A 24,205-nucleotide genomic window follows, 5' to 3' on the forward strand; every position below is an offset into this window, starting at 1 on the left:
GGCCCTCAGCCCCGGGGCCTGCCGTCCCACCGCGCCGGTTGCTCGGGCAGCCGGTAGGAGACATCCAGGCTCTCGCGCCCGGACTCCGCCTGGGCGGGCGGCGCCTCCACGGGAAGCACCGTCACCCCCACGGACAGGGTGCGCTGGTTGCCCGTGTAGTCGGCCGCGCGCAGGTACAGCGCATGGGGGCCAGCCGGGACGGCCGAGGTGTCATGAAGGCCCGTGTAGACCATGGACCCGGGCTGCTGGATCAGCGGCGTCCAGGCACCCGAGATGGAGTCGAGCTGGTATTCCACCCGGCTCACCCCCGAGCCCGTGGGGCCGTCATTCACCTGGACGGAGATCTGCAGATGTCCGGGGGAAAACGTGGCTGGAGAGGCCTCGAGGACCTTGAGCCGCGGCGCCGACGAGTACAGGCCGAGCGCGGCGGCCAACAGATGCGCGCCCACCAGGCACAGGATGCCCACCGAGGGCGCCCAAGTCGTCCATACCGCGGGCCTGACACTCCGGTAAGTGGTGGTTGCCATGCCTGCCCCCCAAAGCCAGAACCGTGCCGACCCCTGGACGATCCATCCTCCCCCCGGGGACGCTTCCTCCCGAGCCTCCCTTTCTTTCGGGAAAACAGAGGGTTGCCCCGTCTCTCCGGGTTGAAGGCGCTTCCCGTCATCCGCCCCTCGGACGTGCCCCTCCCTGAAACCGGGAACTTCTTACAGATCGGCCAGTGGACGCCTGGGAAGAAACTCCTGCGACTTCGGGGCAGGGTCCCTCAGCGCAGGCTCACCGTGACCCGCGTCAGCAGCAGCCAGGAGTCTCGCCGTCCAGGTTCCTCGATGGGCGGTTGATCGTAGCGGAGGAAGTAGCCGGCGGTTCCCACCGCCAGGAAGTCCGTGGCCCACCACCGCACCGCCACGGCGCCTCCGCTCGCGCCTCCCGGCGTGACGTCCGCGGCGCCCAGCCCCAGCGACAACCGCTCCACGCGCCCGGCCACTTCCACCGCGCCACCGCCCCAGCCCCCCTCCGTCGTCGGGGGAGCGCCCTCGGGCCAGAGGCCGTCCCGGCGGTGGCCGCGCACCATCCAGGAGGCTTCCACCGAGGCACCCTGGGCCCGAATGCCCGGAAGGGGCTCTCGCGGAGTGCGGGGGTCTCCATCCGTGTCGCGCGAGCGCCGCTCCCATGCCGCACCGCCCTCGGCCATCACCCGCAGGGGGCCGCTCCAGAGCACCGCGTGCGCCTCGCTCACGAGCCGCCCTCCCGACACGGGCACGGGCCGGTAGAAGAGAAACCCCGTGGCCGTGGTGCCACTGACGCCCGCGCGATCAAAGGCGTCCTCCGCATGGACTCCCCCGCCCAGACGCATGCCCCAGGACGTGCCGCCCAGCAGCGCGTCCACCCGCGCGTCCACCGAGGGCGCGGTGTTGTCGTTGCCCAGCGGGCTCGGCGAGCCATTGCCCAGGCGCAGCCACGCATCCAGCGGCCAGGCCCGCGGCGCCCAGCGCACCTCCAGCCCCAGATCCCGCCGGGGCCACAGCGCGCGCACGGGCAGGGACAGCTCCGGAATGGACAGGGACTCCACGGCGGGCTCCTTCGCCGAGGCGAACAGGGGCGTCTTGCCGTAGCCCAGCCGCAGCCAGACCTCGTCGGTCGGAGTGAAGACGATGAGCGCATCCGTGAGGGCGGGTTTCTCGGCCGCCCACTCCACGGTGCCCACCACGTGAATCCAGGGTCTCGGCCGAGCGCGCACGCCCACGCGGAAGCGGCCCAGGGCGAAGCCCGTCTCACCCTCCACCGCGGCGGACGTCACCCGGTAGTCCAGCTCGCCCACCATCAGCGGCTGGAACCACGGCGCGTCATCGGCGGCGGCGGCACGGCCCGACAGCAGCAACACACCGGACAACAGCAGCGCGCGCGCACTCATTCGGCCGGGATGATTTGGAGGAAGTGGGTGGTGCCGTTGGACGTGTCCCCATCGTGATCCGCGATGAAGAGGCGCCGGTTCTCCGCGTCGTAGGCCAGTCCGTGCGGCTGCTGGAAGCCCGCGGCCAGGACGCGCACCTCGCCCGAGGAGGTGATGCGGAACACCTTGCCCTCGCGGCTGCCGGTGAGCAGCGAGCCGTCCGGCCCCAGCGCGAGCAGATCCGGGCTCGGCAGGGTCGCGTACGTCGTGTACTCCTGGGGCGAGGCCAGGGGCGCGCGGTAGATCTTCCCGGCGAGCTGATCGCTCACGAAGAGCGAGTCCCCCACGGCGAGCACGCCCACGGGCTTCTGCAACGCGCCGATGACTTCCTGCTCCGTGCCGTCCAGGGTGAGCCGCGCCACCGAGCCCACGTTCACGTTGTTCACGCGCACGAAGTAGGTGACGTAGAGCTGGCCATCCTGGGCGAGCGTCAGGCCGATGCGGCGGCGCTCCGGCTTGAGCCCGGGCACGGTGCCGGACGAGCCATCCGGCCGGACGAAGACGACATCGCCCGCGGTGCCTCCGCCGAAGCGCACGACGACGAGCGTCCCATCCGGCATGCGCACCAGGTCTCCCAGGCCCGCGCCATTGGCCGGAGCGGGCGGCAGCTCGGCCACGAGCGACACGCCCCCCGCGTCCGTCCACTGGAGGACGCGGTTGTTCTGATCATCCGCGAGGAAGAGCGTCCTCGAGGCGGCGTCCCAGCGGATGCCATTGGGATCCGCGTCCAGGGGCAGCGCCCGGGGGCCCCGCTCGATGCCCGCGGGCCGATCCGGCTCGAGGGCTCCCGGGGTTTCACAGGCACAGACGAACAGCGCCAGCGCGAGCGCGGCGACACGCATCGGTTGCTCCAACAAAGAGGGTGGAGCGCGGCACTCTATCCATCCTCCGTTGTGCCCTTTGGTTGAAAATTGTAGAAAATGGTGACCGTGGCCCCCTCTCCTCCAACGCCGGATTCCCTGCTCACCACCCAGGAGGTGGCGGCGCTGCTGCGCATCCACCCCAAGCACGTCTACCGGCTGTTGAAGCGGGGCCTGCCCGCGCGTCGAGCCGGGGGAAAATGGCTCTTCCCGCGCGAGGAAGTGCTGCGCTGGGCGGAGCAATCGCCGCGCGCCCGCGCCGAGCCGCCCACCGAGGAATCCGTGCCCGCCCCGCTCCTGGCCGCGAATGGAGACCTCGCGGTGGAAGCGCTCCTGACGGAGCACTCGGCCCAGGGCCATCCGCTCGTGGGCTTCGTGCTCGCGGACCGCACCCGGGCCCTGTCGCTGCTGGAGGCGGGCCAGGTGCTCGCGGCCGGCTGGCATGGCGTGCTTCCTCCCGGACGCCGGGGCCTGGCGCGACTGCACCTCGTGCACCGCGAGGTGGGCCTCGTCGCCGCGCCCGGCCGTCAGCCACCGGCGCTCGAGCGGCTGTCCCGGGTGCGGTTCGCGAGCCGTCCACCCACCGCGGGCGTCCGGCACCACCTGGACGAACTGCTCCACACGGAAGGCCTGGACACCGGGGCCGTCCACCGCCGCGCGACCTTGCACGCCTCGCACCGGGACGTGGCCTGCGCGGTGGCCCGGGGCGAAGCGGACGTGGGCCTCGCGTCCCGGGCCTGGGCCTCGCGGCTCGGGCTGTCGTTCCGCTCGCTCGGACACGAGGACTATGGGCTCGTCATCCCCTCGGCCCGGCTCGGGGATCCCGCCGTGGTGGGGCTGTGTGAAACCGCACAGGGGTCCGCCCTCCGCCGCGCCCTCCGGGGCATTGCCGGCTACGAGCCGGGGGACACCGGCCAGTTGAAACTCCTCTCCGAAGGGAAGAAGTCGCGATGAATCCAATCGTGAAGGGCTCGCTCGTGGCGGGCATCCTGCTCGTCGTGAGCGCGGGTGTCGTGACGGGTCTGCGCGGCGGCGAGGCGGCCGGAGAGACCCCCTCCGCGGAGGCCTCGTCCAGGCCCCGATTGACCATCGCCGCGGCCTCGGACTTGAAGTTCGCGCTGGACGAGTTCTTGAAGGACTTCCGGACGCGCAACCCCGAGGCCGACATCCAGGTCACCTATGGCTCCTCGGGCAACTTCCTCGCGCAGATCTCCCAAGGGGCGCCCTTCGACGTCTTCCTGTCCGCGGACGTGGCCTATCCGCGCAAGCTCGTCGAGCAGGGACTGGTGGACGGAGACGTCTTCCTCTACGGCGTGGGCCGGCTGGTGGTGTGGGTGCCCCGGGACTCGCCCCTGCCCGTGGAGACGCGGGGCCTCCAGGCCGTGAGCGACCCCGCCGCCCGGCGCATCGCCATCGCCAATCCCCAGCACGCCCCCTACGGCCGCGCGGCCGAGGCGGCCTTGAAGAGCCAGGGCCTCTTCGACTCCGTGAAGGATCGGCTGGTGCTGGGGGAGAACATCGCGCAGACCGCCCAGTTCGTGCAGAGCGGCGCCGCGGACGTGGGGCTCATCGCCCTGGCCCTGGCGCTCGCGCCGGCCATGAAGGACGCGGGCCGCTACGTGGAGGTCCCCCTGGACGCCTATCCCCGCATGGAACAAGGAGGCGCGCTGCTGAAGAAGGCGCGGGATCCCGCGCTGGCGCGGCGATTCCGTGACACGCTGCATGGAGAGGAGGGCAAGGCCCTGCTGCGCCGCTACGGCTTCTTCATGCCCGGAGAGTGAACGCGTGGATCACGCCGCGCTGTGGTTGAGCCTGCGCCTGGCGGGCTGGACGACGATCATCCTGCTCGGAGTGGGACTGCCCATCGCGTGGTGGCTGGCCCGCTCCCACTGGCGCTGGAAGTTCCTGGTGGAGGCGCTGGTGGCGCTTCCCCTCGTGTTGCCCCCCACGGTGCTCGGCTTCTACCTGTTGCTCGCGATGGGGCCGAGGGGGCCCCTGGGGCCCGCCTTCGAGGCGCTCGCCGGACACTCGCTGCCCTTCAGCTTCGAGGGCCTGCTGCTGGCGTCGGTGCTCTACAGCCTGCCCTTCGCCGTGCAGCCCTTCACCGCGGCGCTCGCGGGCGTGGATCCGCGCCTCATCGAGGCCTCGTGGTGTCTGGGCGTCTCGCGCGCGCGGACCTTCGTGCGCGTGGTGCTGCCCCTGGCCGCCACGGGCATCCTCTCCGGCATGGTGCTCACGTTCGCGCACACCCTGGGCGAGTTCGGCGTGGTGTTGATGGTGGGCGGCAACCTGGAGGGCCGCACGCGCACGGCCTCCATCGCCATCTATGACTCGGTGCAGGCGCTGGACTACGCGGCGGCGGGCCGCACGTCGCTCGTGCTGCTCGTCGTGTCCTTCGCCGTACTGGCGCTCACCTACGGGGTGCGGCGCGGAGGAGGTGCGCCCTGGGGGCCGCCACGCTCGTAGTCCAGCTCGAGAAGCGCTTTCGCGGCGGTCCCACCATCCAGGCGGAGCTGGAGCTGGAGGCCACGCCGGGCCGGGTGATGGTGCTCTTCGGACCCTCGGGCGCGGGGAAGAGCACGGTGCTGCGCTGCCTCGCGGGGTTGGAGCGGCCCGATCACGGCCGCGTCCTCTTTCACGGAGAGCCCTGGTGCGACACCCGCGCCCGCGTCTTCCTGCCGCCCCAGGCGAGGAGGGTGGGCCTGCTCTTCCAGGACTACGCCCTCTTCCCCCACCTCACCACCGAGCGCAACGTCCAGTACGGCCTGGGCGCCCTGCCCGAGTCCGAGCGGCGCGAGCGCTCGCGCGCCCTCTTCTCGCTCCTGGGACTGGGAGGGCTGGAGCACCGCCTGCCCCGGGAGCTCTCCGGAGGGCAGCAACAGCGGGTGGCCCTGGCACGGGCGCTCGCCATCCGGCCGCGGCTGCTGCTCCTGGACGAGCCCCTGTCGGCACTGGACGCGCCCTCTCGGGAACACCTCCGGGGGGAGCTGCGGCGGCTGCTGCGCGAGCTGGGCATTCCCACCGTGGTGGTGACGCATGATCGACTGGAAGCGCTCGCGCTGGGCGACGATCTGGTGGCCATGGAGGCGGGCCGGGTGTGTCAGGTGGGGCCCGTGGCCGACGTGTTCAACCACCCCGCGGAGCTCTCGGTGGCGAGGATGACGGGCATCGAGACGGTGCTGCCCGGCCGGGTGCTGCGGCGCGAGGGAGGACTGGCCACGGTGCAAGCCGGGCCCCACACGCTCACCGCCCTGGAGCCCACGCCCGGTGGCGACTCCGTCTTCGTCTGCCTGCGCGCGGAGGACGTCACCCTGGGCCCGCCCGAGGCCTCGCCCACGAGCGCGCGCAACCGCCTGCCCTGTACCGTGGTGTCGATCTCCCCCGAGGGCGCCCTCGTCCGCGTGGCGCTCGACGCGGGCTTTCCCCTGGTGGCACGGGTGACGCGTGTGTCCTGCGAGGAACTGGGACTCGCCGAGGGACGGCCCGTCACCGCCACCTTCAAGGCACCCGCCGTGCGGCTCGTGCCCCACGCCTGAGTGTTGACATGAGCGCTACAGACTCCTGCGGGAGAAGGTGCTCAACGCCAGGCAGGCATCGCGCAGATCTCCCAGGCCGAAGTGCTGATCGAATACGCACGCGCCGCGCAGCCGCGCCATGCTCGCACGCAGCCGGGGGTTGCTGAAGACGCTGAAGACGATGATGGGCAGGTGGGGACGGCTCGTGCTCAGCCGCACGAGCGCCGCCAGCCCCGCGTCGTCGAGCATGCGCGCGTTGCAGATGAGGAGCTCCGGCATCCGGTGCTGCCCGAGCAACAGGCGCTCGGCCAGGGGGGCCACTTCCCGCGCGTCCTGCACCACCCCACACCCGAAGCGCTCGCGCTCGAGCATGTCGCGGATGGCCTGGCAGCGCGCCTTCAGACTCTCGATCAACAACACCTGCCCCGGGTAGACCAGGGCCTGCCTCCGAGGCTCTCCCCAGAAGACACCCTGGCCCGCTTGTCCGGACTCTTGCCGCTGGGCCCATACCGCGTTGGCGCTCATGAACTCCCCCATCGTGACGACCCATCACCCGCTGGCCGGGAAACACGGGCCCATCCTCGCTCGCGAACACAGCGAGCGAATCTGGGATGACTAAGCATCCCGGGATAGTCCTACCAGCCTGTGCAGCCGGGAAAGAAGGTGAGAGGGGCGCCACGCCACCCGCCGTGTCGCGCCCGAGACACGGGCGCGAACATGCCCCGGGCGCTCCGTTCATCAATCACCGGGAGCCTCAGCGCGCCGGGAGGGGGGCCATGCTCGCCAGGACGCGCAGGAAGGCCCACCGCTGACGCAACCACCGCACGGGTGCCCACCATGGGTTGCGGCGCCGGCTTCCAGGAAGGCTCCGCGCCAGGGACTCCAGCGCGGGACCCGTTCCCACCAGCACCGCGCGCGGCAACTGGGCGGCGGCCCGCAGGCAGAACAGCTCCTGCGTGGGCGTCGCCAGGGACACCCACACCAGATCGGGCCGGGTCAAGGCGATGCGCTCGATCAGCCGCTCCACCCCCGGACCCTGGCCATCGCCCGGCATGTCTGGCGCGGCCACGCCCACGGCCAGCAGCCCATGGGTGTCGCGCAGCACGCCCGCGGCCCGCTCGGAGAGGTTCGGACGATCCGACACGACGACCACCCGCCAGGCCCGCTCGCGCGCCAGTCCGGCCAGGGGCGGCAACCACTGCGCCCCCGAGCGCGGCTCCACCAGGGGCGAGCCCAACCGCTCCGCGGCCCGTACCAGGGCCGGACTTCCCGCGAGGGACAGCTCCGCCGTGGCGAGCGCCTCGCGCAAGGCCTCCTCGCGCTCGGCCCGCACCACGTGATCCACGTCGGGCAGGATCACCCGCCCGCCCTGCCCGCTCTCGACGAGCCGCGCGACGCGGCCCAACACATCCTCCAGGCGCCCGGAATCCACCGGCACCCGTCCAATGAAGATCCGCCGCGCACTCGTCGGCAGGCTTCGCGCCTCCGACTCCGCCCCGGGAGCCAGGGGCCCCGCCTTGGGCGGCCCCAGCCCCATCACCCCGTTCATCTCCCGCCTCCTCCTGGCGCCCTCGTGGGCGGACACAGTGGTGTCGCGCCTCGGGTTATGCCAGGGGAGTCTGACGCACGAGGGGGACGGGGGCTGACGCCGCTGGATTAGAGATCCGGCGGCGGCCGGACGCCCAGGTGGCAGGCGCGCAGGGCGAGCTGGGTGCGGTTCTCCGCGCCGAGCTTGCGGTAGAGCTGGGTCACGTGCGACTTCACGGTGCGCTCGGCGATCTGCAGGTGGGCGGCGATCTTCAAGTTGTCCGCGCCCCCGGCCACGTACGCGAGCACCTCGCGCTCACGCTGGGTGAGGGTGAGCAGCACGCTCGCCGTGGCGGAGGCCACGGGCGGGTGCTCGAAGTCATTGCGCAGCAGTTGCACCGGGAAGAGCCGCTCGCCGCGCACCAGGGCGTTGACCGCGGTGCTCACCGCGTTGGACGTCAGGCTCTGGCGGAAGAGGTAGCCCGAGGCCCCCTCGTCGAAGCACTGCGAGATGAAGTCCTGGGCATTGGCCGAGGAGAGCACCAGCATGCGCACCTCCAGCCGGCGCTTGCGCGCCTCGCGCAGCAGGTTGAGCCCTTCCATGCCCGAGCAACCCATGCCCGCGTCGCTGGTCGGCTCCACGTCGAGGATGGCCACCTGCGGAGGATCCGTCCCGATGCCATCCAGGAGCGTCCTCACGTCACGCGTCACCCACAGGACGTTGAGGCCTTCTCCCTTGAGGCCCTCGGCCAGGCCCTGCCAGGCCGCCCACGGTCCTTCCAACAAGCCAACGCGCACATCCACTTGATTTGATGCCATGTGAGGGCCCCCCAGCCGTCATGGCGTACTGCCTTTTTTGGAAACAACGAACTGATGTCTGGCGCTGCCCACATCCGGCGATATCGAGATGACGACCGTGCGCGTTGTGTTCGCGAGGATGTTCGACGGGCCAGCCTGCTTCTAACCATGAACCGTTGCGTGTCTGCTCTTCGTGATCCCCCACTTCCGGTATCGGAGGAAGTGCTCCGACACCCAGCACCGGCAATACCCAGGGCACGGCCGACGTTTTCCCACGACTGTCCGAATGTCCATCCCTCGTTTCCCTGTCCAGTGGCGGCGCGGGACCATCTGACGGGGAGTGTGCACGGCCAGACCCAAGCGACCCTGGAGATGTCGGCCAGTGAGCGTCCAAGCGCCTCGGGCGGCCTGTCCCCGCGGAGCGATCCCCTGTTCTCGGGAAATGAGGAGGCACGCCTTCGTGGCCATTCCGGGTAGGCTTCCCGGCACATGAGCACCCCCGCGTCTCCCCGCCTCGACGTCGCCACGCCCGAGCGCGTCTCGCTCTCGCTGCCGGTGGCGGGCATTGGCTACCGGTGTCTGGCGTACCTGGCGGATCTGCTGCTGCTCTTCTTCTTCTGGGTGGTGGCCTACTTCCTCTTCACGCTGCTCGTGAGCGACGTGCTCGGCTTCTTCCAGGAGCTGTCCGGGCTCGCGCGCACGCTGCTGGTGGTGGGGGTGTTCGCCACCCAGTGGGTGTACTGGACGGCGTGTGAAGTGCTCATGGAGGGACAGACGCCCGGCAAGCGCCTGGTGGGCATCCGCGTGGTGCGCGTGGATGGCTCGCCCGTGGGAGTGCTCGAGTGCGCGGTGCGCAACCTGGTGCGCCTGGTGGACGCCCTGCCCTTCTTCTACGCCGTGGGGTGTCTGAGCGTGCTGCTCACGCGCCAACATCGGCGGCTCGGGGACTTCCTGGCCGGCACGCTGCTCGTGCGCGAGGAGCGCATCGACCTGGACAAGTACGCGGCGACGGCGGCCACCCCGGCCGCGCCGCTGCCCCTGCCCGCGTCCGCGCAACGGCTGGCCTCGCGGGACGTGGAACTCGTCCTGTCGTTCCTCGCCCGGGCGCCCTGGCTCGAACCGGCCGCGCGGACCCGGCTGGGAGCGCGGCTGGTGGAGCGCTACGGCGGCCTGGACGAGGCGGATCGCGCCGCGCTGCTCGCCTCGCCCGGCCGCGTCGAGGCCTTCCTGAGAACGTGCGTCCAGGCGGAGCGCTGACGTGGCCGCTTCCCTGCCCGCCTTCGTCGGCCGCCGCCGTCCGGATTGGGATGCCTTGAAGGGACTGCTCGCGCGGCAACGCGCGGGAACGCTGCGCCTGGAGGAACTGCGCACGCTCGACGTGCTCTACCGGCGGGCGGCGGCGGATCTGGCGCACGCGCAGACGTTCCACGCCGGCACCGACGTCCACCGCTTCCTCAACCAGCTGTGCGCCCAGGCCTACGCCGCCATCTACCAGCCGCCCCGCGAGCGGTGGGCCGCCACGCTCGCCTTCTTCCGCCACGAACTGCCGCGCACGCTGCGCGCCAACGGGGCCTTCGTGGCCACGAGCGCGGGCCTCTTCTTCCTGGGCATCCTCCTGGGCGCCGCCGTGGTGCTCCTGGAGCCCCGGGGCGCGGAGCTGCTGGTGCCCAGGAACCTGCGGGAGTACGTCGCCCGTGGGGAGATGTGGACGGATGGCATCCTCTCCGTGGCCCCGCCCAACGCGGTGGCCTCGGCCATCGCCACCAACAACCTCACCGTCACCATCGTCACCTTCGCCTCGGGCCTGTTGCTCGGCCTGGGGACGGTGTTCGTGATGATCAACAACGGCGTGCACCTGGGCTCGGTGGCCGCCCTGTGCGCGCGCGAGGGCATGGGGCCCAAGCTCCTCGACTTCATCGCCGCCCATGGCCCGGTGGAGCTGTCCATCATCGTCATCGCGGGGGGCGCGGGGCTCATGGTGGGCCAGTCGCTCATCGATCCCGGCGAGCTGCCCCGCAGCCAGGCCCTGGTGCTGCGCGGCCGCGAGGCCGTGAAGCTGGTGCTCGGCTGCGCCCCGTTCCTCGCCCTCATCGCCGGGGTGGAGGGCTTCGTGTCCCCCGGGGACTTCTTCCCCACCTGGGTCAAGGCCCTGCTGGGCCTCGCGCTGGGAGTCCTCTTCTGGGGTTACCTGCTGGGGGCCGGCCATCCCACCCCCACCCCTACCCCCACCTCTGGCACCGGAAATCTGCCCCATGTGGATCCGCTGTAGACGGAATTCCTACTTTCGCCCGGCATCCAGTGTCCATTCGCTTTTCTTCCAGGTATGTTCCTCAAGAATTCACGCAGAGACACTTCTTCCTGGGACAACCCTACCGCCCAGATCCTGATCGGCACCTCCCCCGGGGTGCCCCGTTCGTGAGGACAGCAAGGATGAAAGCACTCCGCATCCGATCCCTGGCCGTGCTGTGCCTGCTCGCCGTACCGCTGACAGCCGGCGCCACCGATGTCCGCTTCGAGCAGGGCTCACTCATCATTCCCGAGCAGATGGCCTATCAGAGCCGCTGCGGCGCCGTGGCGTCGTACGGTCTGGTCTACCGGCTGCTGCAGCAGAAGGTGACGATCTACTGGGCGGTGGAGCCCAGCAAGACGAGCCACCACCGCTGCAAGAACAAGTCGGAGGACAAGCGCTACATCGACGGGTGTGACTTCGCGGTGGAGAAGGAGACGGGGCGGCCGGTCTCCCTGTTGAAGAACTCCACGGGCGTCTTCACGGACGACTTCGACACCTTCAGCACCTCGGGCAACCCGAACAGCACGGGCGAGGGCGCCTTCAAGGTGAACAAGGATCAAACCCGCCTGCGCTACATGGGTGGCCCCTTCATCATCGACGCCACCGAGGCGGCCAAGGCGGTGAACCTCATCAAGACCCACGCCGACTTCGCCCTGTTCCGCGGCGCGGAAGGCGGCGCCACCTGCAACCCCGGCACCTACTTCAACGTGCGGGTGCACCGGGCCAACAACGCGTTCGTGGCGCCCATCGCCCGCATCATGAACGAGGTGCCGCCGCCCATCGCGCTGGTGCGTGGCCGCAACACGTCCAACGCGGGCTCGGTGGAAATCCTCCGGGCCTACCTGACCAACGCCGGTCTGAACTTCTCGGGCGCCGAGGGCACCTTCGAGAAGCACGGCAAGATCTTCGACGTGCTGGATCAGGACAACGAGCTCGTCTCCAGCCCCGCCTACCCGAACAGCAAGCTCAACTACGCGCCGGATCCGACCGCGCCGAACAAGACCTACTACAAGGTCATGTGGTCGCCGCACTGGCAGGGTGACACGTCCAACAGCACGAAGAGGGCCAACCTCAAGTCCGCGCTGAAGAACATCGCGCACTTCGTGGACAACGGGAACAGCATCTTCAACGAGTGCGCGTCCATCGAGACCTACGAGAGCAGCTACAAGCCCAACAACTCCGTGCGCGAGCTCTACCAGGACAACGAGCCCACCCGGTTCATGACGGGCGGCAACGCCGTCACCGGTCTGCAGACGCTGGACGCGGGCGAACTCATCAATCCCAACGGCTTCGCGGTGAACGGGCAGGACTGCTCGGACCCGGGCCGCAAGGGGGACTGCTTCTCGTACACCAACTACGGTGACCTGTTCAGCCAGAAGGGCGACTACGAGCTGACGGTCGCGTCGACGAGCACCGTCGAGGCGTTCCGCCCGCGCACGGGCCAGAAGTACAACGAAGGCACCGTGCGGATGATCTCCACCGAGTCGACCAGCTCGGCCAAGCACGGCTGGGATCTCTACGTGTCGCGCCAGAAGGACAACAACAAGCAGAAGGGCAACGTCATCTACCTGGCGGGCCACACCTTCGCGCAACTGGCCGGCGGCAATCGCATCGTGCTCAACACGCTGCTCAACCTCGCCTACAAGCCCGAGTCGCTCGAGACGAGCCGCTCGGAGCCCGTGGCCGACATCACCTACAAGCCCGGCACCACCACCGTGGACAAGGTGCGCGTGCTCGCGGGCACCTACCTGCACACCCCGCCCCAGGCCCTGTTCCCCGAGCGCATCAACTTCCGCACGGAGAAGGCCGCGGACTGGGTCTTCCCCTACATCGAGGGCCGCTTCCGCTCCTACGTGGCGCAGGACATCGAGACGGACCGCCAGGGCTTCGGCAAGAACGCCGAGTGGGAAGCGAGCGTGCTCGTGCCCGCGCCGGGTGATCGCACCGTCTTCACCGTGCTGGGCACCAACCAGGAAGGCCTCAAGCGCGTGCCGTTCACGCTGTCGCAGGTGGTGAACGGCAGCTGCCTGGACGACAAGACGGCGAAGACGGGCAAGATCGCCGGGGTGTGTGATCTGCAGGAGGCCATCGGACTGGATCTCAACTCCTCCGGCACCAGCGTGCTGGATCCGAACAACACCGGGAAGATCGACCCGGCGGTGGCCGCGTCGGTCGTCACCTCGCTCAACCACATGAGCCAGCACTTCCTGCAGCGCGTGCGTGGCTTCTGCGTGGCGCACGAGAAGGATGACGGCACGCCGTACGACGAGATGAGCCCCACGGTGAACCAGTGTGACAACCGCCAGTTCGGCGAGGTGCGCTCGACGCTCGGGGGTCTGGATCACGCGAGCGCCGCGGTGGTCGGAGCCAGCAGGTACATCACGACCCCGCGCATCGAGGTGGCCTACATCGGCGGCCTGGATGGCCAGTTGCACGCCATCTACCTGCGCGGCGACCAGCCGGGCTTCAGCAAGCCCAAGCCCGGCACGGAGCTGTGGGCCTTCATTCCCAAGGGGCAGCTGTCCCGCCTGTCCACCAACAACGCCCGGGTGGATGTCTCCCCGTCCGTTTCCGACGTGTACGCCGACTACGAGGACATCAACGGCGACGGCGTGCTGTCGGGCGATGACGAGCGCTCCACCGGCCGGTTCCGCTGGCGCACGGTGCTCGTCTCCGGTTCCGGCCGGCTGGGCGGCGAGCTCTTCGCGCTGGACGTGACGGATCCCACCAAGCCCCTCGTCCTGTGGGACGTGCTGTCGGCCTCGGACAACTTCGACTCCAGCAAGGTGAGCGAGAACACCTCGCCCAAGTGGCGTGACACCTGGACGGACGGCGCGCCCAACCCGCCGCCCAACTACAACGATCCGACCAAGCCCACCAAGCGCACGGGCCCCTACAACTTCAAGGACCTCGGCGACACGTTGACCGTGAACCTGGTGCCGGTGCGCCGCGGCAACCGTCCGAGCTACCAGGTCGTCGTGGCCACCAACGGCGCGACGTCCGGTGCCCAGCAGTTGCAGGTGTTCGCCCTGGACGCGGGCACGGGCAAGAAGCTCTGGCAGTGGGAGCGCCCCTACGGCGAGAACACCTCCAACTCGGTGCCCGGCGGCACGTCCACCCTGGACGTGGACGGCGATGGCAGCATGGACCGGGTGTACGTGGGTGACATGGAGGGCCGCGTCTGGGAGCTGTCCGCCCACACGGGAGCCAACCTCAACTACTTCACCGCGGGCGGCTCGCCCGTGAGCTACCCGCTGTTCGCCACGCAGAACGCGCTGCATCCGGTGACCACGGTGCCGGCCATCATGCGCCTGCCCTACAGCTTCGACACCGGCAGCGTGTTCGCGCAGCTCGGCGTGGGCAGCAAGGCCGCGGGCAAGCTCGGGCTCGTGTTCGGCACGGCGGGCGTCGACTGGGTCCTCACGAAGACCGATGACAAGGGCAACCCCATCCCCGTCAAGGGCCGCGTGTACGTGGCGGCCTCGCTCCCGGAGGACCTGAACATCCGCGACGTGCTCTCCTACGACAAGATCACCCCCGTGCCCTTCGACCTGCGGGGTCCGCTCGCCGACCGGGGCACCACCAAGGCAGGGTCCGTCACCTTCCAGTCGCTGCAGGAGAACGAGCGCGCCGTGGGCTCGCCGAAGATCGTCGGCAGCAAGATCGTGTTGACCACCGCCTACGGCACCACGGAGGGCGACCCGTTCGCCACCAACATGCAGGGCCGCACCCACGTGCTCGACATGAACACGACGGCCGCGGACACGGTGGTGAGCGAGGCGGGCAAGTCGGCCGCGGGCGCGCTCGTGCTGCCCGACGGATCCCTCATCACCCAGACCATGGTGGGCATCCAGCGCACCGAGCCGAACACCGTCACCGTGCCCGAGGCGGGTGTGGCGGGCAAGCGCACCCCGGTGCGCATCGGCTCCTGGCTGGATCTGGGCCGGGCCCTCGCGGAGTAACCAGGCATGCGCAGGCGGACTTCTCCCCGTGGTTTGACGCTCGTCGAGGTGATGGTGGCCATGTCGCTGGTCGCCGTGGCCACCCTCGCCCTCGTGTCCGCCAACACCATCGCCGCCCGCTACTCCAGCCGCTCCTACCGTCACCACGTGGCGATGCGGCTGGCGCAGCAGCGGCTGGATGTCTTGATGATGGGCGAGCAGAAGCAGAAGCTGCGCCCGGCGGCGGCCGTGGGGGAAGATCCGGTGCCGGACGGCACGCCCCTGGACTGCCAGGAGACCGGGGCGCCCGCGGAGCTGTGCAGTGGGGCCCAGCCCGCGCTGCTAGGCTGGGTGGATATCTACGGTCGCCCGTGCAGGCGCACGGGGACGCCCGATGATGGCTACCACTCCACCTGTCAGTACCGCCGTTATGTGCACTTCGAGAGAACCCCCAGTGCCGGCTCCGCGGGGGATGTGTGGCGCATCTCCGTCGCGGTCAGTCATGCGTCGGACGGCGAGTGTGGCAACACCGAGGAAGGTGATTCTCAATGCGTCGTCACCAGTGCCGTCCTGACCCGCTAACGCCCGCCCGGAGGCGGCGCTCGGCACGCGGCCTGACCCTGGTGGAATTGATGATGAGCGCCGCGCTCGGCATCCTCCTGCTCACGGCCGCCGTCGCCGTGCTGCTGGCGGCGGGCCGCATGCGGCGCAATCAGCAGTTGTTGTCGGACGCCAACGACGAGGCCCGCGCCGCCCTGCGCGTGGTGTCTCGCGCCCTGGCCGCCACCGGCGTGGGCGGCAGCGTCTACGCCTACCTGGATGATGTCGGCAACAAGCAGCAGCGGGCCGCGCTCATCTTCACCAACGGCGCCGCGCCGCTCAGCGCACCGGATATGCCGCAGGCGCCCGACACGATCACGCTCCTGCGCTACGCCGCGGACCGGCGCAGTGAGTTGGTGGAGAACCTGGTGGGTCCCCTGCTCCGCCTGACGCCGGATCCCCGCCTGTCGACGACTCCTGGCGTGATTCCCGACATCTTCCAGGCGGGCGAGAGCGCGCTCGTCACCAACTTCCAGCGCGCCATGCTCCTGCCGGTCTCGAAGCACGAACTCAACGGCCCCGCGCGGACCGTCGACGTGGAGACCGGCCTGGTCAACCCCGTGCTCCTGCAGGACGCGCAGATTCCCATCGAGCCTGGCTCCAGCGTGTTCCCGGTCCAGGTCGTGCGCTACCGGGTGCTGCACGTGCCCGCCGCAGGCAATCAGCCAGAGCGCGGTGATCTGGTCATGGAGACGTTGAACCCCCGTACGCTCGCGGTGCTCGATCAGTCGGTGCTGGCGCGCGACGTCGAGGACTTCCAGGTGCAGTGGGCCTACGATCGCAACGACGATGGCGTGGCCGACGGAGGCTACAGCGATGACGGACCCACGGGCACCGCCATCGATCCGGGGCTCACCTTCGCCCGCGTCAGCATCTCGGCCCGCACGAGCGCTCAGCTCGTGAGCGACAAGGGCCCCTTCGAGGCCAAGGGTGAGATGACCCCCTTCGAGCGGGGACTCGACCTGGGAGGCGCCGAGCAGCCGCCGCCCAGTGGATACCGCCGCCGGGTGCTCAGTACCGTGGTCCTGCTCAAGAACCTCGCCGCCCCGCGCATCTGAGGATTGGAGATCGCGACATGAAGTCTCGAGCCCCTCGTGGTTCAACCCTGTTGACGGCCATGGGCATCACCGTGGTCCTGGCGCTCATCATCTTCGGCGTCCTCACCTATACGGGCTCGGAGCAGGAGCGCAGCGGCCGCTCCGTGCGCGACATCGACGCGCAGACGTGCGCCGAGTCCGCCGCGCACTGGGGCCGCAAGTACTACGGAGACAACTTCGTCCGTTGGAACGAGATGCTGGGGCCCAACTCCGGCTACAGCAACCCCGCGGAGACGAACCGGGACAACTGGGGCCCGGGCTCCTTCGGGCGCCTCGACGGACAGGAGGTCACCATCGACCGCCCCGCGGACTTCCGCGTCACCATCCGGGACAACGCGGACGAGGCCGTGGGCGCGGCTCCCAATCCCCAGGAGGACAACGATCTGCAGATCATCCTCCGGGCCGAGTGCCTCGTTCCCCGGCTCGCGCTGCGCACCACGGACCTGGTGGAAGCGCCCCGCGAGGTGAGCAACGACCCCTACGCCTGGCACGGCCAGGTCCTCTCCGAGACGAGCCAGACCCGGCGCAACAAGGTCGTGGAGGTGGTGCTCATCCACGTCCCCCTGGATGGCTACAAGGGACAGCGCGGCGGCGGAGCCAGCGGCGACCAGAACGTCACCCAGTAGGCCCCGCCCGAGCCGCGCATCGCCTACCGGCCGCGCGCCGGCAACACCGAGGCGCGCACGGGGGCCCGCACGGGCTGGCGCACCTCGGCCCGCTCACGGTGGCGGAGGATCTTCTCGTACGCCAGGTTCAGCTCGCGCATCTGGGCCTCCGAGCCGCCCCGGTCCGGGTGCCGCTCGAGCGCCAGCTCACGGAAGCGCGCCCGCACCACCTCGACGGAGTCCCGCGGCGACACGCCCAGCACCTGGTGCGGATCCTGCTCGTCCAGCGCCGCCATCCACGCCTCGAGCTTGCCCTTGGCCGCCAGGAAGCGCGCGTCCGCCTCCGTCTTCTCCTTCACCGGGTGGGTGCGCATCTTCGCGTCCGCCCGGAAGACCTCGGTGTAGGTACTCGACACCCAGCGGTGGCACGAGCCGCAGCGGAAGTACTTGATGCGAGGCCCCGCGTGGCCGGCCATCCGCACCCCACAATGGGTGCATTCGACCTCCACGTTCTCCAGGGTCCGCCAGTTCCAGCTCGTCGCAACCGCCGCGCTCATGGGTGTGCCCACCTCGTCCGTTCAGGCGCTACATGTCCGTAGCGGGCGGCAAGGTCGCATGTTCGGATCCCCTGTCAACAAATGAGCGCGCGAAAGGACTGGAAAACTCCACCCACACGGCGCGTGCCGGGGCGTGGGGTTTCACGCTAGAACCCGGCGGATGCTCGAACGGACCATCGCCTTCCTCGGCGCCGGCAACATGGCCGAGGCGCTCATCAAGGGCCTGTTGCGCGCCGGCACCGCCCGGCCCGAGGCGCTCATCGCCACCGGCCGCCGCGACGATCGCCTGGACACCCTGCGGCGCACCTATGGGGTGCGCACCACCCTGGACAACCTGGCCGCGGTGCGCGAGGCGGACGTGGTGGTGCTCTCCGTGAAGCCCCAGGCACTGGACAAGGTGCTCGTGCAGGTGGCGCCGGCGGTGGATGCGAACAAGCTCTTCATTTCCGTGGCCGCGGGCGTGCCCATCTCCGCCATGGAGCGCCGGCTCGGCGGGGGCACGCGCATCATCCGCACCATGCCCAATACGCCCTCGCTCGTGGGCGCGGGGGCGTGCGCGCTGTCTCCCGGGGAGCACGCGAGCGAGGAGGACTTGTCGGTGGCCAGCCGCGTCTTCCAGTCCGTGGGCACCACCACCGTGGTGGACGAGAACCTGCTCGACGCCGTCACCGGCCTGTCCGGCAGCGGCCCCGCGTACATCTTCCTCATCATCGAGGCGTTGTCGGACGCGGGCGTGAAGGTGGGCCTGCCGCGCTACACCGCGCTCAAGCTGGCCGCGCAGACGGTGCTCGGCAGCGCGCAGCTGCTCATCGAGACGAACGCGCACCCGGGCCAGCTCAAGGATCAGGTGACGAGCCCCGGGGGCACGGCGATCGCCGGCCTGCATACCCTGGAGGCGGGCGGGCTGCGCACCACCCTCATCAACGCCGTGGAGGCGGCCACGCGCCGGGCGAGGGAGTTGGGGGAGCAGTTCCTGGAGAAGTCCCAGGGCTGACCTATACTCGGGGATCATGAAGATCACCCCTCTCGACATCCGCCAGAAGCGCTTCGAAGCGGCCCTGCGCGGCTACTCCAAGGGCGAGGTGGACGCCTTCCTCGAGCTGCTGTCCAGCGAGTTCGAGGAGGTGGTCAAGGAGAACATCGCCCTCAAGGAGGAGCTCAAGCGCACCCAGCTCAAGCTGGAGCAGCACGTGGAGCGCGAGCGCACCCTGCAGGAGACGATGGTCACCGCGCAGCGCATCAGCGAGGACATGAAGGTCGCCGCCAAGAAGGAGGCGGAGATCATCCTCGCGGACGCCGAGCACCAGGCGGAGAAGATCGTCCACGGCGCGCACCAGCGGCTGGTGCAGGTGGTGGAGGACATCAACGAGCTCAAGCGCCAGCGCGCCCAGTTCGAGTCGCAGGTGAAGTCCGTGGTGGACGCGCACCACAAGCTGCTGGAGACGTTCAGCGGGCGCACCTTCGCCGACAAGGATTACGCCCGGGTGGAGGACAACGTGGCCTACCTCTCGCAGAAGAAGGCGCAGAACGCCGAGTAACCAGGCGCTGACGCTTCGCGTCGCGAACAGTGCGGGGCGCGAGGGCTTGGCGCGGCATGGGCCCTGGCTGCTATGTCTCATCCTCACGTGAGGCCGCCCATGCGCCACCTGCTCCTGTTCCTGCTGTTGTTGTTGTCGCCCCGGGTCGGGGCACAGGAAGGCATGAGTCCGCCCCAGGTGCCGGGCCACGCCAATGGCGGTGTGGAGCCCGCCCTGGTGCCCACCCCCATTCCCGCGCTGGTCTCCGGTACGGTGGAGACGCCGCGCTTCCGCATCCTCTACTCCACCCGCGCCGAAGGGGCCGCGCGCCAGCTCGCCACCCATATCGAGTCCGTGCGCGACGCCTTCGTGAGCGTGCTCGGCCGAGACTGGCCCGGCACGACGGAAATCCGCATGGGCGTGGGCCGCGCGGAGTTCGAGGGGATGGCGCTGCCCGGCGGCGAGCCTCCGGGCTGGGCCGTGGCCCTCGCCTACCCCACCCACCGCATCGTCCTGCTCGACGCGCTGACGCTCGCGGGTCCCGAGGGCCAGGTGACGCTGCGGCATGAGCTGGCGCACGTGGCGCTCGGGCAGCTCGCGCCCCACTGGCCCCGCTGGTTCCAGGAAGGGCTCGCGCAGAACCTGACGGGAGAGAACCTCTCCATGACGCACTACGCGGCGCTCTTCAGCGCCGTGGCCCAGGAGAAGGTCTTCCGCTTCGAGCACCTGGCCGAGGAGTGGCCGGATCTCCCCTCGGACGTGGAACTGGCCTATGCGCAGAGCGCCGCCTTCGTGGGCTGGCTCGCGGCGCGCCAGGGCCCCGAGGGCATGGGCCGGCTCGTGGACGAGGTGGCCACGGGCCAGCCCTTCGAGCAGGCCTTCGGCAAGGCCTTCCATTCTTCCCTGTGGGTGGAGGAACAGGCGTGGCGCGAGGGACTGGCGGCGCGCTACGGCTGGCTCCCCCTGACGACGAGCACGTCGCTGCTGTGGCTGCTCATCATCGCCCTGGGCGCCGCGGCGTACCTGCGCATGCGCTCGCTCAAGGAGCAGCGGCTGGCCGAGATGGACGCGCGCGAGGCCGCCGAGGAGGCCGCGATGCGCGAGGAGCTCGAGGCCGAACTCGCCCTGCAACGCCAGGCCCTGGAGCTGCCCACGGACGTCGTCACGCTCGAGCCGAGACAGGAATCCGAGGGCTCCGACACCCCCGAGGGCAACGCCGTGGGCTGGCGCGAGACGCCTACCTCGGATGTAGAGGAAGACGCGGAGCGCACACCGCGCCCCGTCAAACCCACCCTGCACTGAGGATTCTCTCCGCTCCCCGCCAAATTTCATCGTCTCCCGCGCAAAATCTACAGCGTCCAGGCGGGGAGGCACCCGGCCCGTCGCGCCAACCCACCGGATTCACTGTCCTCGCGTTTTGGAAGGGCGTTGGCAGGTGGCTTGCTTCACCCCGAGGCACAAGCGCGGAGGGAGGCGAGATGGCGGAGCAGGCACGGCGACGGGCAGGGGTGGCGCGGGTTTTCGTGGGGCAACCCGAGCGGCTCGCCGCGGCATGGCGCCGGTCCCGCTTCGCGGAGGCTCGCAAGGAAGGCGCACCTCCCCGCAACCAACTGGATCAGCTGGTGGAGCCCTTCATCCGGGAGATTGGCCGCAGCCTGGAGGGCACGGAAGGCAGTGCGTGGAGCCGCACGCGCGCCGTGCTCCGGCTGTCGCCCCAGCGGGGCACGCGGGCCCTGACGGACGAGTTCGCCGCCCTGCGCCGCTGCCTCCTGGACGCGGTGGAAACGCTCGGCGGGGGTGACTCGGAGCGGGCGGTGGTGAACAACGCGGTGGACGAGGCGGCCATCTCCTCGACGGATCTCCTCGAGCACCTGGGCAATCCCTTCGCGCCCAAGCCCCGGGTGCCCTTCGCGGGCCTGGTGGTGATGAGTTTCGAGAAGCCGGCGACAGCGCGCGAGAAGTCCATCACCGGGGACGCGCAGGCGGCCGCGCACTGAGACTCGAGTTGAAAGGTGTGTCGACCCGTCCGGAGTGATGCCTCTCTGTCCAGGGAGGCGTCCGGGGCCGGCGGTTGAAGGGGGCGTGCTGACGGGCCCTGTCGGGCCCGAGGCGCGAAACGGGGTGTGCTCCCCTACGGGGGTGGGGTGAGCGCACACGGACATGGCCGCTGAAAGCCGCGGGGATGGGGGTCTCCGCGAGCCTTCTGACGGCCGGACGGGTCGACGTTGTTTTCCGGGCGGGCGCGTGCGTTCAGTGCGCGTCCGCCCACGTGTTTCCGGCCCCCACCTCGACCTTGAGGGGAATCTTCAAGCTCATCACCGCGCTCATGCACCGGCGCGACAGTTCCTTCACGGCCTCCACCTCGTCGTCGGGCGCCTCGAAGAGCAATTCGTCGTGCACCTGCAGGAGCATCCGCGTGCGCAGCCCTCGCCGCCGCAGCTCCTCGTCCACGTCCAGCATCGCCTTCTTCATCAGGTCCGCCGCCGTGCCCTGGATGGGCATGTTGATGGCGGCGCGCTCGGCGCCCTGCACCACCTGGCGGTTCTTCGCGCTCAGGTCTCCCATGGGACGGCGCCGGCCGAAGAGCGTTTCCACGTAGCCCTTCTCGCGCGCCACCTTCACCGTCTCGTCCAGGTAGCGCTTGATGCCCGCGTAGCGCGTGAAGTAGCGCTCGATGATGTCGCGCGCCTCCTCCTCGGGGATGTTGAGGCGCGTGGACAGGCCGTAGGGCGACAGGCCGTAGGCGATGCCGAAGTTGACCATCTTGGCCACGCGGCGCTGATCCCTCGTCACCTGCTCTTGCGTCACGCCGAAGATCTCCGCCGCGGTGCGGCTGTGGATGTCCTCGTCCCGGGCGAAGGCGTCGAGCAACACCTCGTCCCCGGCGATGTGCGCGAGCAGCCGCAGCTCGATCTGACTGTAGTCCGCGGAGACGAGCTGGTGGCCCTCCTCGGCGATGAAGGCCCGGCGGATCTCCATGCCCAGCTCGGTGCGGATGGGGATGTTCTGCAGGTTGGGGTCCGACGAGGACAGACGGCCCGTGGCCGTGGCCGCCTGGTGGAAGGTGGTGTGCAGGCGCCCATCCTTCGTCACCAGGTCCGGCAGCGTGTCCAGGTAGGTGCTCTTGAGCTTGGACAACGAGCGGTACTCGATGATGGCGCGGGGCAGCGCGTGTTGCTCGGCGAGCTTCTCCAGCACCTCCTGGTCCGTGGAGGGGCCCGTCTTGCCGCGCTTGAGCACGGGCAGCTCCAGCTTCTTGTAGAGCACCTCGGCGAGCTGCGGGTTGGAGCCCACGTTGAACTCGGTGCCCGCCAGCTGGTGGATCTCCTTCACCTTCGCCTCGCAGTCGGCGCCCACCTGTTCGGAGATCCGCCGCAGCGCCTTCACGTCCACCTTCACGCCCCGCGACTCCATGCGCGCGAGCAGGGGCACGAGCGGCAGCTCCAGCTCGCGCGCCAGCTTCGCGAGCCCCAGCGGCTCCAGCTCCTCCCAGAGTCCGGGGGCGATCCGCCGCGCCACGTCCGCGCGGACGGCGTACGCCACCGCCACCTCCGCGGGGGAGAACTCCTTCAACGGACGGGGCTTGCGCCCTCCGGTGGAGGGCAGCGCGGGCAGGTCCACCTGGAGCCGTTCCCGGGCGAGGAAATCCAGGGAGTGGTCGCGCCTGGAGGCATCCAGCAGGTAGCTCAGCAGCTCGACGTCGTCCTCCCCTCCCCTCAGCTCGATGCCCTCGCGGGAGAGCAGCAGCCACAGGGCCTTGAGATCATGCCCGCCCTTCTTCACGTGCGCGTCCTCCAGCACGCCCTGGAGCACCCGCTTGAAGTCCGCGAGCCGCACCTGCTCCACCCCCAGGCCCTCATGACGCAGGGGCACGTAGCGCGTGGTGCCATCCCCGAGCGCCACGCCGAGCCCCACCAGGGACGCGGCCACCGGCTGTCCTTCGTACGCGGGCAGCAGCGTCACCCGCCCCGCCTCCCGCACCCGCGTGGCCAGGGACTCGAGCGCTTCCCGCGTGGTGACGATCTCGGTCTCCGCCGTGAGCTTCGTGGGCTCGCGGGCGGGCAGTTCCTTGAGCAGCGCGGAGAACTCCAGCTCGGTGAAGAGCTGGCGCAGCGGGGCCTCGTGCAGGGGCTGGCGCTGGAGCGACGCGATGGACACGTCCAGCGGGAGGTCCGTGCGGAACGTCACCAGGTCGCGCGCGCGCAACAAGCTCTCGCGGTGCTCCTCGAGCGCGGCGCGCATCTTGGGCTTCTTCACCTCGGGCAGCCGCTCGAGCAGCGCGTCCACGCCTCCGAACTGGGTCAACAGCTCCACGGCGCTCTTGGGGCCGATGCCCGGCACCTTGGGCACGTTGTCGACGGCATCGCCAATGAGCGCCAGGTAGTCGCGCATCTGCGCGGGCTCGATGCCCAGCCGCTCCTTCACCTCGGCGGGGGTCGTGTAGCGCTCGTTCGCCGGATCGTACAGGTGCACCTTCTCATCGACGATCTGCACGAAGTCCTTGTCGCCGGTGACGACGAGGACGGAGAACCCCTCGGCGGTGGCGCGCCGGGCGAGGGTGCCAATGACGTCGTCCGCCTCCCAGCCGGCCACCTCCAGGATGGGCAGGGCCAGCCCCTCCACCACCTTGCGGATGTAGGGGAACTGCTGGACGAGATCCTCGGGCGTCTCCTTGCGGTGGGCCTTGTAGTTGGGATCGATCTTCTGGCGCTCGGCGCGGCTCTCCTTGTCGAAGGCGAGCGCCACGTGGGAGGGAGCGAGCTCCTTGAGCGCCTTGAGCACCTGCCGGGTGAAGCCCAGGGTGGCATTGGTGGGCACCCCCTGACGGGTCGTCAGGGGGGGGATGGCATGGTAGGCGCGGAAGATGAAGCTGGAGGCGTCGATCAGGACGAGGCGGGGCGCGTCACTCGGAGGACTCGGGACCATGGCCCGGCCTTAGCCGAG

At 70.0% G+C, this 24,205-nt stretch carries 22 protein-coding genes; 14 read left to right on the forward strand and 8 right to left on the reverse strand.

Annotated features, from left to right (window positions below):
* Nucleotides 1–5: 5 nt before the first annotated feature.
* The 3 genes from MEBOL_RS00245 to MEBOL_RS00255 all read right to left on the reverse strand — a co-directional run bounded on the left by MEBOL_RS00245 (nt 6) and on the right by MEBOL_RS00255 (nt 2,796).
* A complete protein-coding gene (locus MEBOL_RS00245; RefSeq protein ID WP_157774684.1) occupies nt 6–527 on the reverse strand; it encodes an Ig-like domain-containing protein in 522 nt (173 codons plus the stop codon).
* Nucleotides 528–766: 239 nt separating this feature from the next.
* Nucleotides 767–1,915, reverse strand: coding sequence for a porin family protein (locus MEBOL_RS00250; protein WP_095975533.1), 1,149 nt, complete (start codon nt 1,913–1,915; stop codon nt 767–769).
* Nucleotides 1,912–2,796, reverse strand: coding sequence for an SMP-30/gluconolactonase/LRE family protein (locus MEBOL_RS00255; RefSeq protein ID WP_095975534.1), 885 nt, complete (start codon nt 2,794–2,796; stop codon nt 1,912–1,914). Before MEBOL_RS00255 ends, MEBOL_RS00250 begins: the two co-directional genes overlap by 4 nt.
* 87 nt (nt 2,797–2,883) lie before the next feature.
* Between MEBOL_RS00255 and MEBOL_RS00260 the strand changes: the two genes are divergently transcribed.
* From MEBOL_RS00260 to MEBOL_RS00275, 4 genes are read left to right on the forward strand one after another with little or no spacing between them, the layout of a single operon-like run.
* Complete coding sequence (locus tag MEBOL_RS00260; protein ID WP_245919325.1) at nt 2,884–3,768, forward strand: helix-turn-helix transcriptional regulator; 885 nt, start codon at nt 2,884–2,886, stop codon at nt 3,766–3,768.
* Nucleotides 3,765–4,595 carry a molybdate ABC transporter substrate-binding protein gene (gene modA / locus MEBOL_RS00265; RefSeq protein ID WP_095975536.1) on the forward strand — a complete coding sequence of 277 codons (831 nt, stop codon included), beginning with the start codon at nt 3,765–3,767 and terminating at the stop codon, nt 4,593–4,595. Before MEBOL_RS00260 ends, modA begins: the two co-directional genes overlap by 4 nt.
* Nucleotides 4,596–4,599: 4 nt before the next feature.
* Nucleotides 4,600–5,280, forward strand: coding sequence for a molybdate ABC transporter permease subunit (gene modB / locus MEBOL_RS00270; RefSeq protein WP_095975537.1), 681 nt, complete (start codon nt 4,600–4,602; stop codon nt 5,278–5,280).
* A gap of 35 nt (nt 5,281–5,315) precedes the next feature.
* Complete coding sequence (locus MEBOL_RS00275; protein WP_281256675.1) at nt 5,316–6,350, forward strand: ABC transporter ATP-binding protein; 1,035 nt, start codon at nt 5,316–5,318, stop codon at nt 6,348–6,350.
* A gap of 15 nt (nt 6,351–6,365) precedes the next feature.
* On the opposite strand, the gene MEBOL_RS00280 is transcribed toward MEBOL_RS00275, so the two are convergent.
* The 3 genes from MEBOL_RS00280 to MEBOL_RS00290 form a co-directional block, all read right to left on the reverse strand.
* Nucleotides 6,366–6,854: a response regulator gene (locus MEBOL_RS00280; RefSeq protein WP_157774685.1), complete on the reverse strand. Its 489-nt coding sequence runs from the start codon at nt 6,852–6,854 to the stop codon at nt 6,366–6,368.
* A 229-nt stretch (nt 6,855–7,083) separates the two neighbouring features.
* Nucleotides 7,084–7,878: a WecB/TagA/CpsF family glycosyltransferase gene (locus tag MEBOL_RS00285; RefSeq protein WP_095975540.1), complete on the reverse strand. Its 795-nt coding sequence runs from the start codon at nt 7,876–7,878 to the stop codon at nt 7,084–7,086.
* A 107-nt stretch (nt 7,879–7,985) separates the two neighbouring features.
* Nucleotides 7,986–8,675 carry a response regulator transcription factor gene (locus MEBOL_RS00290; RefSeq protein ID WP_095975541.1) on the reverse strand — a complete coding sequence of 230 codons (690 nt, stop codon included), beginning with the start codon at nt 8,673–8,675 and terminating at the stop codon, nt 7,986–7,988.
* 468 nt (nt 8,676–9,143) lie between these two features.
* Between MEBOL_RS00290 and MEBOL_RS00295 the strand changes: the two genes are divergently transcribed.
* The 6 genes from MEBOL_RS00295 (at nt 9,144) to MEBOL_RS00320 (ending at nt 17,208) form a co-directional block, all read left to right on the forward strand.
* The gene (locus MEBOL_RS00295; protein ID WP_095975542.1) at nt 9,144–9,911 is read left to right on the forward strand and encodes an RDD family protein; all 768 of its coding nucleotides are present in this window, start codon (nt 9,144–9,146) and stop codon (nt 9,909–9,911) included.
* 1 nt (nt 9,912) lies between these two features.
* Nucleotides 9,913–10,923 (forward strand): stage II sporulation protein M, encoded by a 1,011-nt coding sequence (locus tag MEBOL_RS00300; protein ID WP_095975543.1) that lies wholly within the window; start codon nt 9,913–9,915, stop codon nt 10,921–10,923.
* A 161-nt stretch (nt 10,924–11,084) separates the two neighbouring features.
* Nucleotides 11,085–14,906 carry a pilus assembly protein gene (locus MEBOL_RS00305; RefSeq protein WP_095975544.1) on the forward strand — a complete coding sequence of 1,274 codons (3,822 nt, stop codon included), beginning with the start codon at nt 11,085–11,087 and terminating at the stop codon, nt 14,904–14,906.
* A 6-nt stretch (nt 14,907–14,912) separates the two neighbouring features.
* Complete coding sequence (locus tag MEBOL_RS00310) at nt 14,913–15,467, forward strand: type IV pilus modification PilV family protein (protein WP_095975545.1); 555 nt, start codon at nt 14,913–14,915, stop codon at nt 15,465–15,467.
* Nucleotides 15,434–16,543 carry a hypothetical protein gene (locus MEBOL_RS00315; protein WP_157774686.1) on the forward strand — a complete coding sequence of 370 codons (1,110 nt, stop codon included), beginning with the start codon at nt 15,434–15,436 and terminating at the stop codon, nt 16,541–16,543. Before MEBOL_RS00310 ends, MEBOL_RS00315 begins: the two co-directional genes overlap by 34 nt.
* A gap of 17 nt (nt 16,544–16,560) precedes the next feature.
* Nucleotides 16,561–17,208 (forward strand): hypothetical protein, encoded by a 648-nt coding sequence (locus MEBOL_RS00320; RefSeq protein ID WP_157774687.1) that lies wholly within the window; start codon nt 16,561–16,563, stop codon nt 17,206–17,208.
* Between the two features lie 23 nt (nt 17,209–17,231).
* On the opposite strand, the gene MEBOL_RS00325 is transcribed toward MEBOL_RS00320, so the two are convergent.
* The gene (locus MEBOL_RS00325) at nt 17,232–17,744 is read right to left on the reverse strand and encodes a J domain-containing protein (RefSeq protein WP_095975548.1); all 513 of its coding nucleotides are present in this window, start codon (nt 17,742–17,744) and stop codon (nt 17,232–17,234) included.
* A 160-nt stretch (nt 17,745–17,904) separates the two neighbouring features.
* On the opposite strand from MEBOL_RS00325, the gene proC reads away from it, so the two are divergent.
* The 4 genes from proC to MEBOL_RS00345 all read left to right on the forward strand — a co-directional run bounded on the left by proC (nt 17,905) and on the right by MEBOL_RS00345 (nt 21,258).
* Nucleotides 17,905–18,738, forward strand: coding sequence for a pyrroline-5-carboxylate reductase (proC, locus tag MEBOL_RS00330; RefSeq protein ID WP_095975549.1), 834 nt, complete (start codon nt 17,905–17,907; stop codon nt 18,736–18,738).
* 16 nt (nt 18,739–18,754) lie between these two features.
* On the forward strand, nt 18,755–19,282 hold the full coding sequence (locus MEBOL_RS00335; protein ID WP_095975550.1) for a DivIVA domain-containing protein: 528 nt from the start codon (nt 18,755–18,757) through the stop codon (nt 19,280–19,282).
* A gap of 99 nt (nt 19,283–19,381) precedes the next feature.
* On the forward strand, nt 19,382–20,563 hold the full coding sequence (locus tag MEBOL_RS00340; protein ID WP_179956365.1) for a peptidase MA family metallohydrolase: 1,182 nt from the start codon (nt 19,382–19,384) through the stop codon (nt 20,561–20,563).
* Nucleotides 20,564–20,739: 176 nt separating this feature from the next.
* Nucleotides 20,740–21,258 carry a hypothetical protein gene (locus MEBOL_RS00345; RefSeq protein WP_095975551.1) on the forward strand — a complete coding sequence of 173 codons (519 nt, stop codon included), beginning with the start codon at nt 20,740–20,742 and terminating at the stop codon, nt 21,256–21,258.
* Nucleotides 21,259–21,511: 253 nt separating this feature from the next.
* Here MEBOL_RS00345 and polA read toward each other — a convergent pair whose 3' ends face one another.
* A complete protein-coding gene (gene polA, locus MEBOL_RS00350) occupies nt 21,512–24,187 on the reverse strand; it encodes a DNA polymerase I (RefSeq protein WP_095975552.1) in 2,676 nt (891 codons plus the stop codon).
* Nucleotides 24,188–24,205: the final 18 nt, after the last annotated feature.

It is taken from the genome of Melittangium boletus DSM 14713 (assembly GCF_002305855.1).
Classification (GTDB): Bacteria; Myxococcota; Myxococcia; order Myxococcales; family Myxococcaceae; genus Cystobacter; species Cystobacter boletus.

Bases quoted from the DNA above. Each gene is read 5' to 3' on its own strand.
- MEBOL_RS00325 (WP_095975548.1), bottom strand. From the start codon at position 17,744: ATGAGCGCGGCGGTTGCGACGAGCTGGAACTGGCGGACCCTGGAGAAC.
- MEBOL_RS00245 (WP_157774684.1), bottom strand. From the start codon at position 527: ATGGCAACCACCACTTACCGGAGTGTCAGGCCCGCGGTATGGACGACT.
- proC (WP_095975549.1), top strand. From the start codon at position 17,905: ATGCTCGAACGGACCATCGCCTTCCTCGGCGCCGGCAACATGGCCGAG.
- MEBOL_RS00285 (WP_095975540.1), bottom strand. From the start codon at position 7,878: ATGAACGGGGTGATGGGGCTGGGGCCGCCCAAGGCGGGGCCCCTGGCT.
- MEBOL_RS00310 (WP_095975545.1), top strand. From the start codon at position 14,913: ATGCGCAGGCGGACTTCTCCCCGTGGTTTGACGCTCGTCGAGGTGATG.
- MEBOL_RS00250 (WP_095975533.1), bottom strand. From the start codon at position 1,915: ATGAGTGCGCGCGCGCTGCTGTTGTCCGGTGTGTTGCTGCTGTCGGGC.
- MEBOL_RS00305 (WP_095975544.1), top strand. From the start codon at position 11,085: ATGAAAGCACTCCGCATCCGATCCCTGGCCGTGCTGTGCCTGCTCGCC.
- MEBOL_RS00335 (WP_095975550.1), top strand. From the start codon at position 18,755: ATGAAGATCACCCCTCTCGACATCCGCCAGAAGCGCTTCGAAGCGGCC.
- MEBOL_RS00290 (WP_095975541.1), bottom strand. From the start codon at position 8,675: ATGGCATCAAATCAAGTGGATGTGCGCGTTGGCTTGTTGGAAGGACCG.
- MEBOL_RS00340 (WP_179956365.1), top strand. From the start codon at position 19,382: ATGCGCCACCTGCTCCTGTTCCTGCTGTTGTTGTTGTCGCCCCGGGTC.
- MEBOL_RS00320 (WP_157774687.1), top strand. From the start codon at position 16,561: ATGAAGTCTCGAGCCCCTCGTGGTTCAACCCTGTTGACGGCCATGGGC.
- polA (WP_095975552.1), bottom strand. From the start codon at position 24,187: ATGGTCCCGAGTCCTCCGAGTGACGCGCCCCGCCTCGTCCTGATCGAC.
- modA (WP_095975536.1), top strand. From the start codon at position 3,765: ATGAATCCAATCGTGAAGGGCTCGCTCGTGGCGGGCATCCTGCTCGTC.
- MEBOL_RS00295 (WP_095975542.1), top strand. From the start codon at position 9,144: ATGAGCACCCCCGCGTCTCCCCGCCTCGACGTCGCCACGCCCGAGCGC.
- MEBOL_RS00280 (WP_157774685.1), bottom strand. From the start codon at position 6,854: ATGAGCGCCAACGCGGTATGGGCCCAGCGGCAAGAGTCCGGACAAGCG.
- MEBOL_RS00345 (WP_095975551.1), top strand. From the start codon at position 20,740: ATGGCGGAGCAGGCACGGCGACGGGCAGGGGTGGCGCGGGTTTTCGTG.
- MEBOL_RS00315 (WP_157774686.1), top strand. From the start codon at position 15,434: ATGCGTCGTCACCAGTGCCGTCCTGACCCGCTAACGCCCGCCCGGAGG.
- MEBOL_RS00255 (WP_095975534.1), bottom strand. From the start codon at position 2,796: ATGCGTGTCGCCGCGCTCGCGCTGGCGCTGTTCGTCTGTGCCTGTGAA.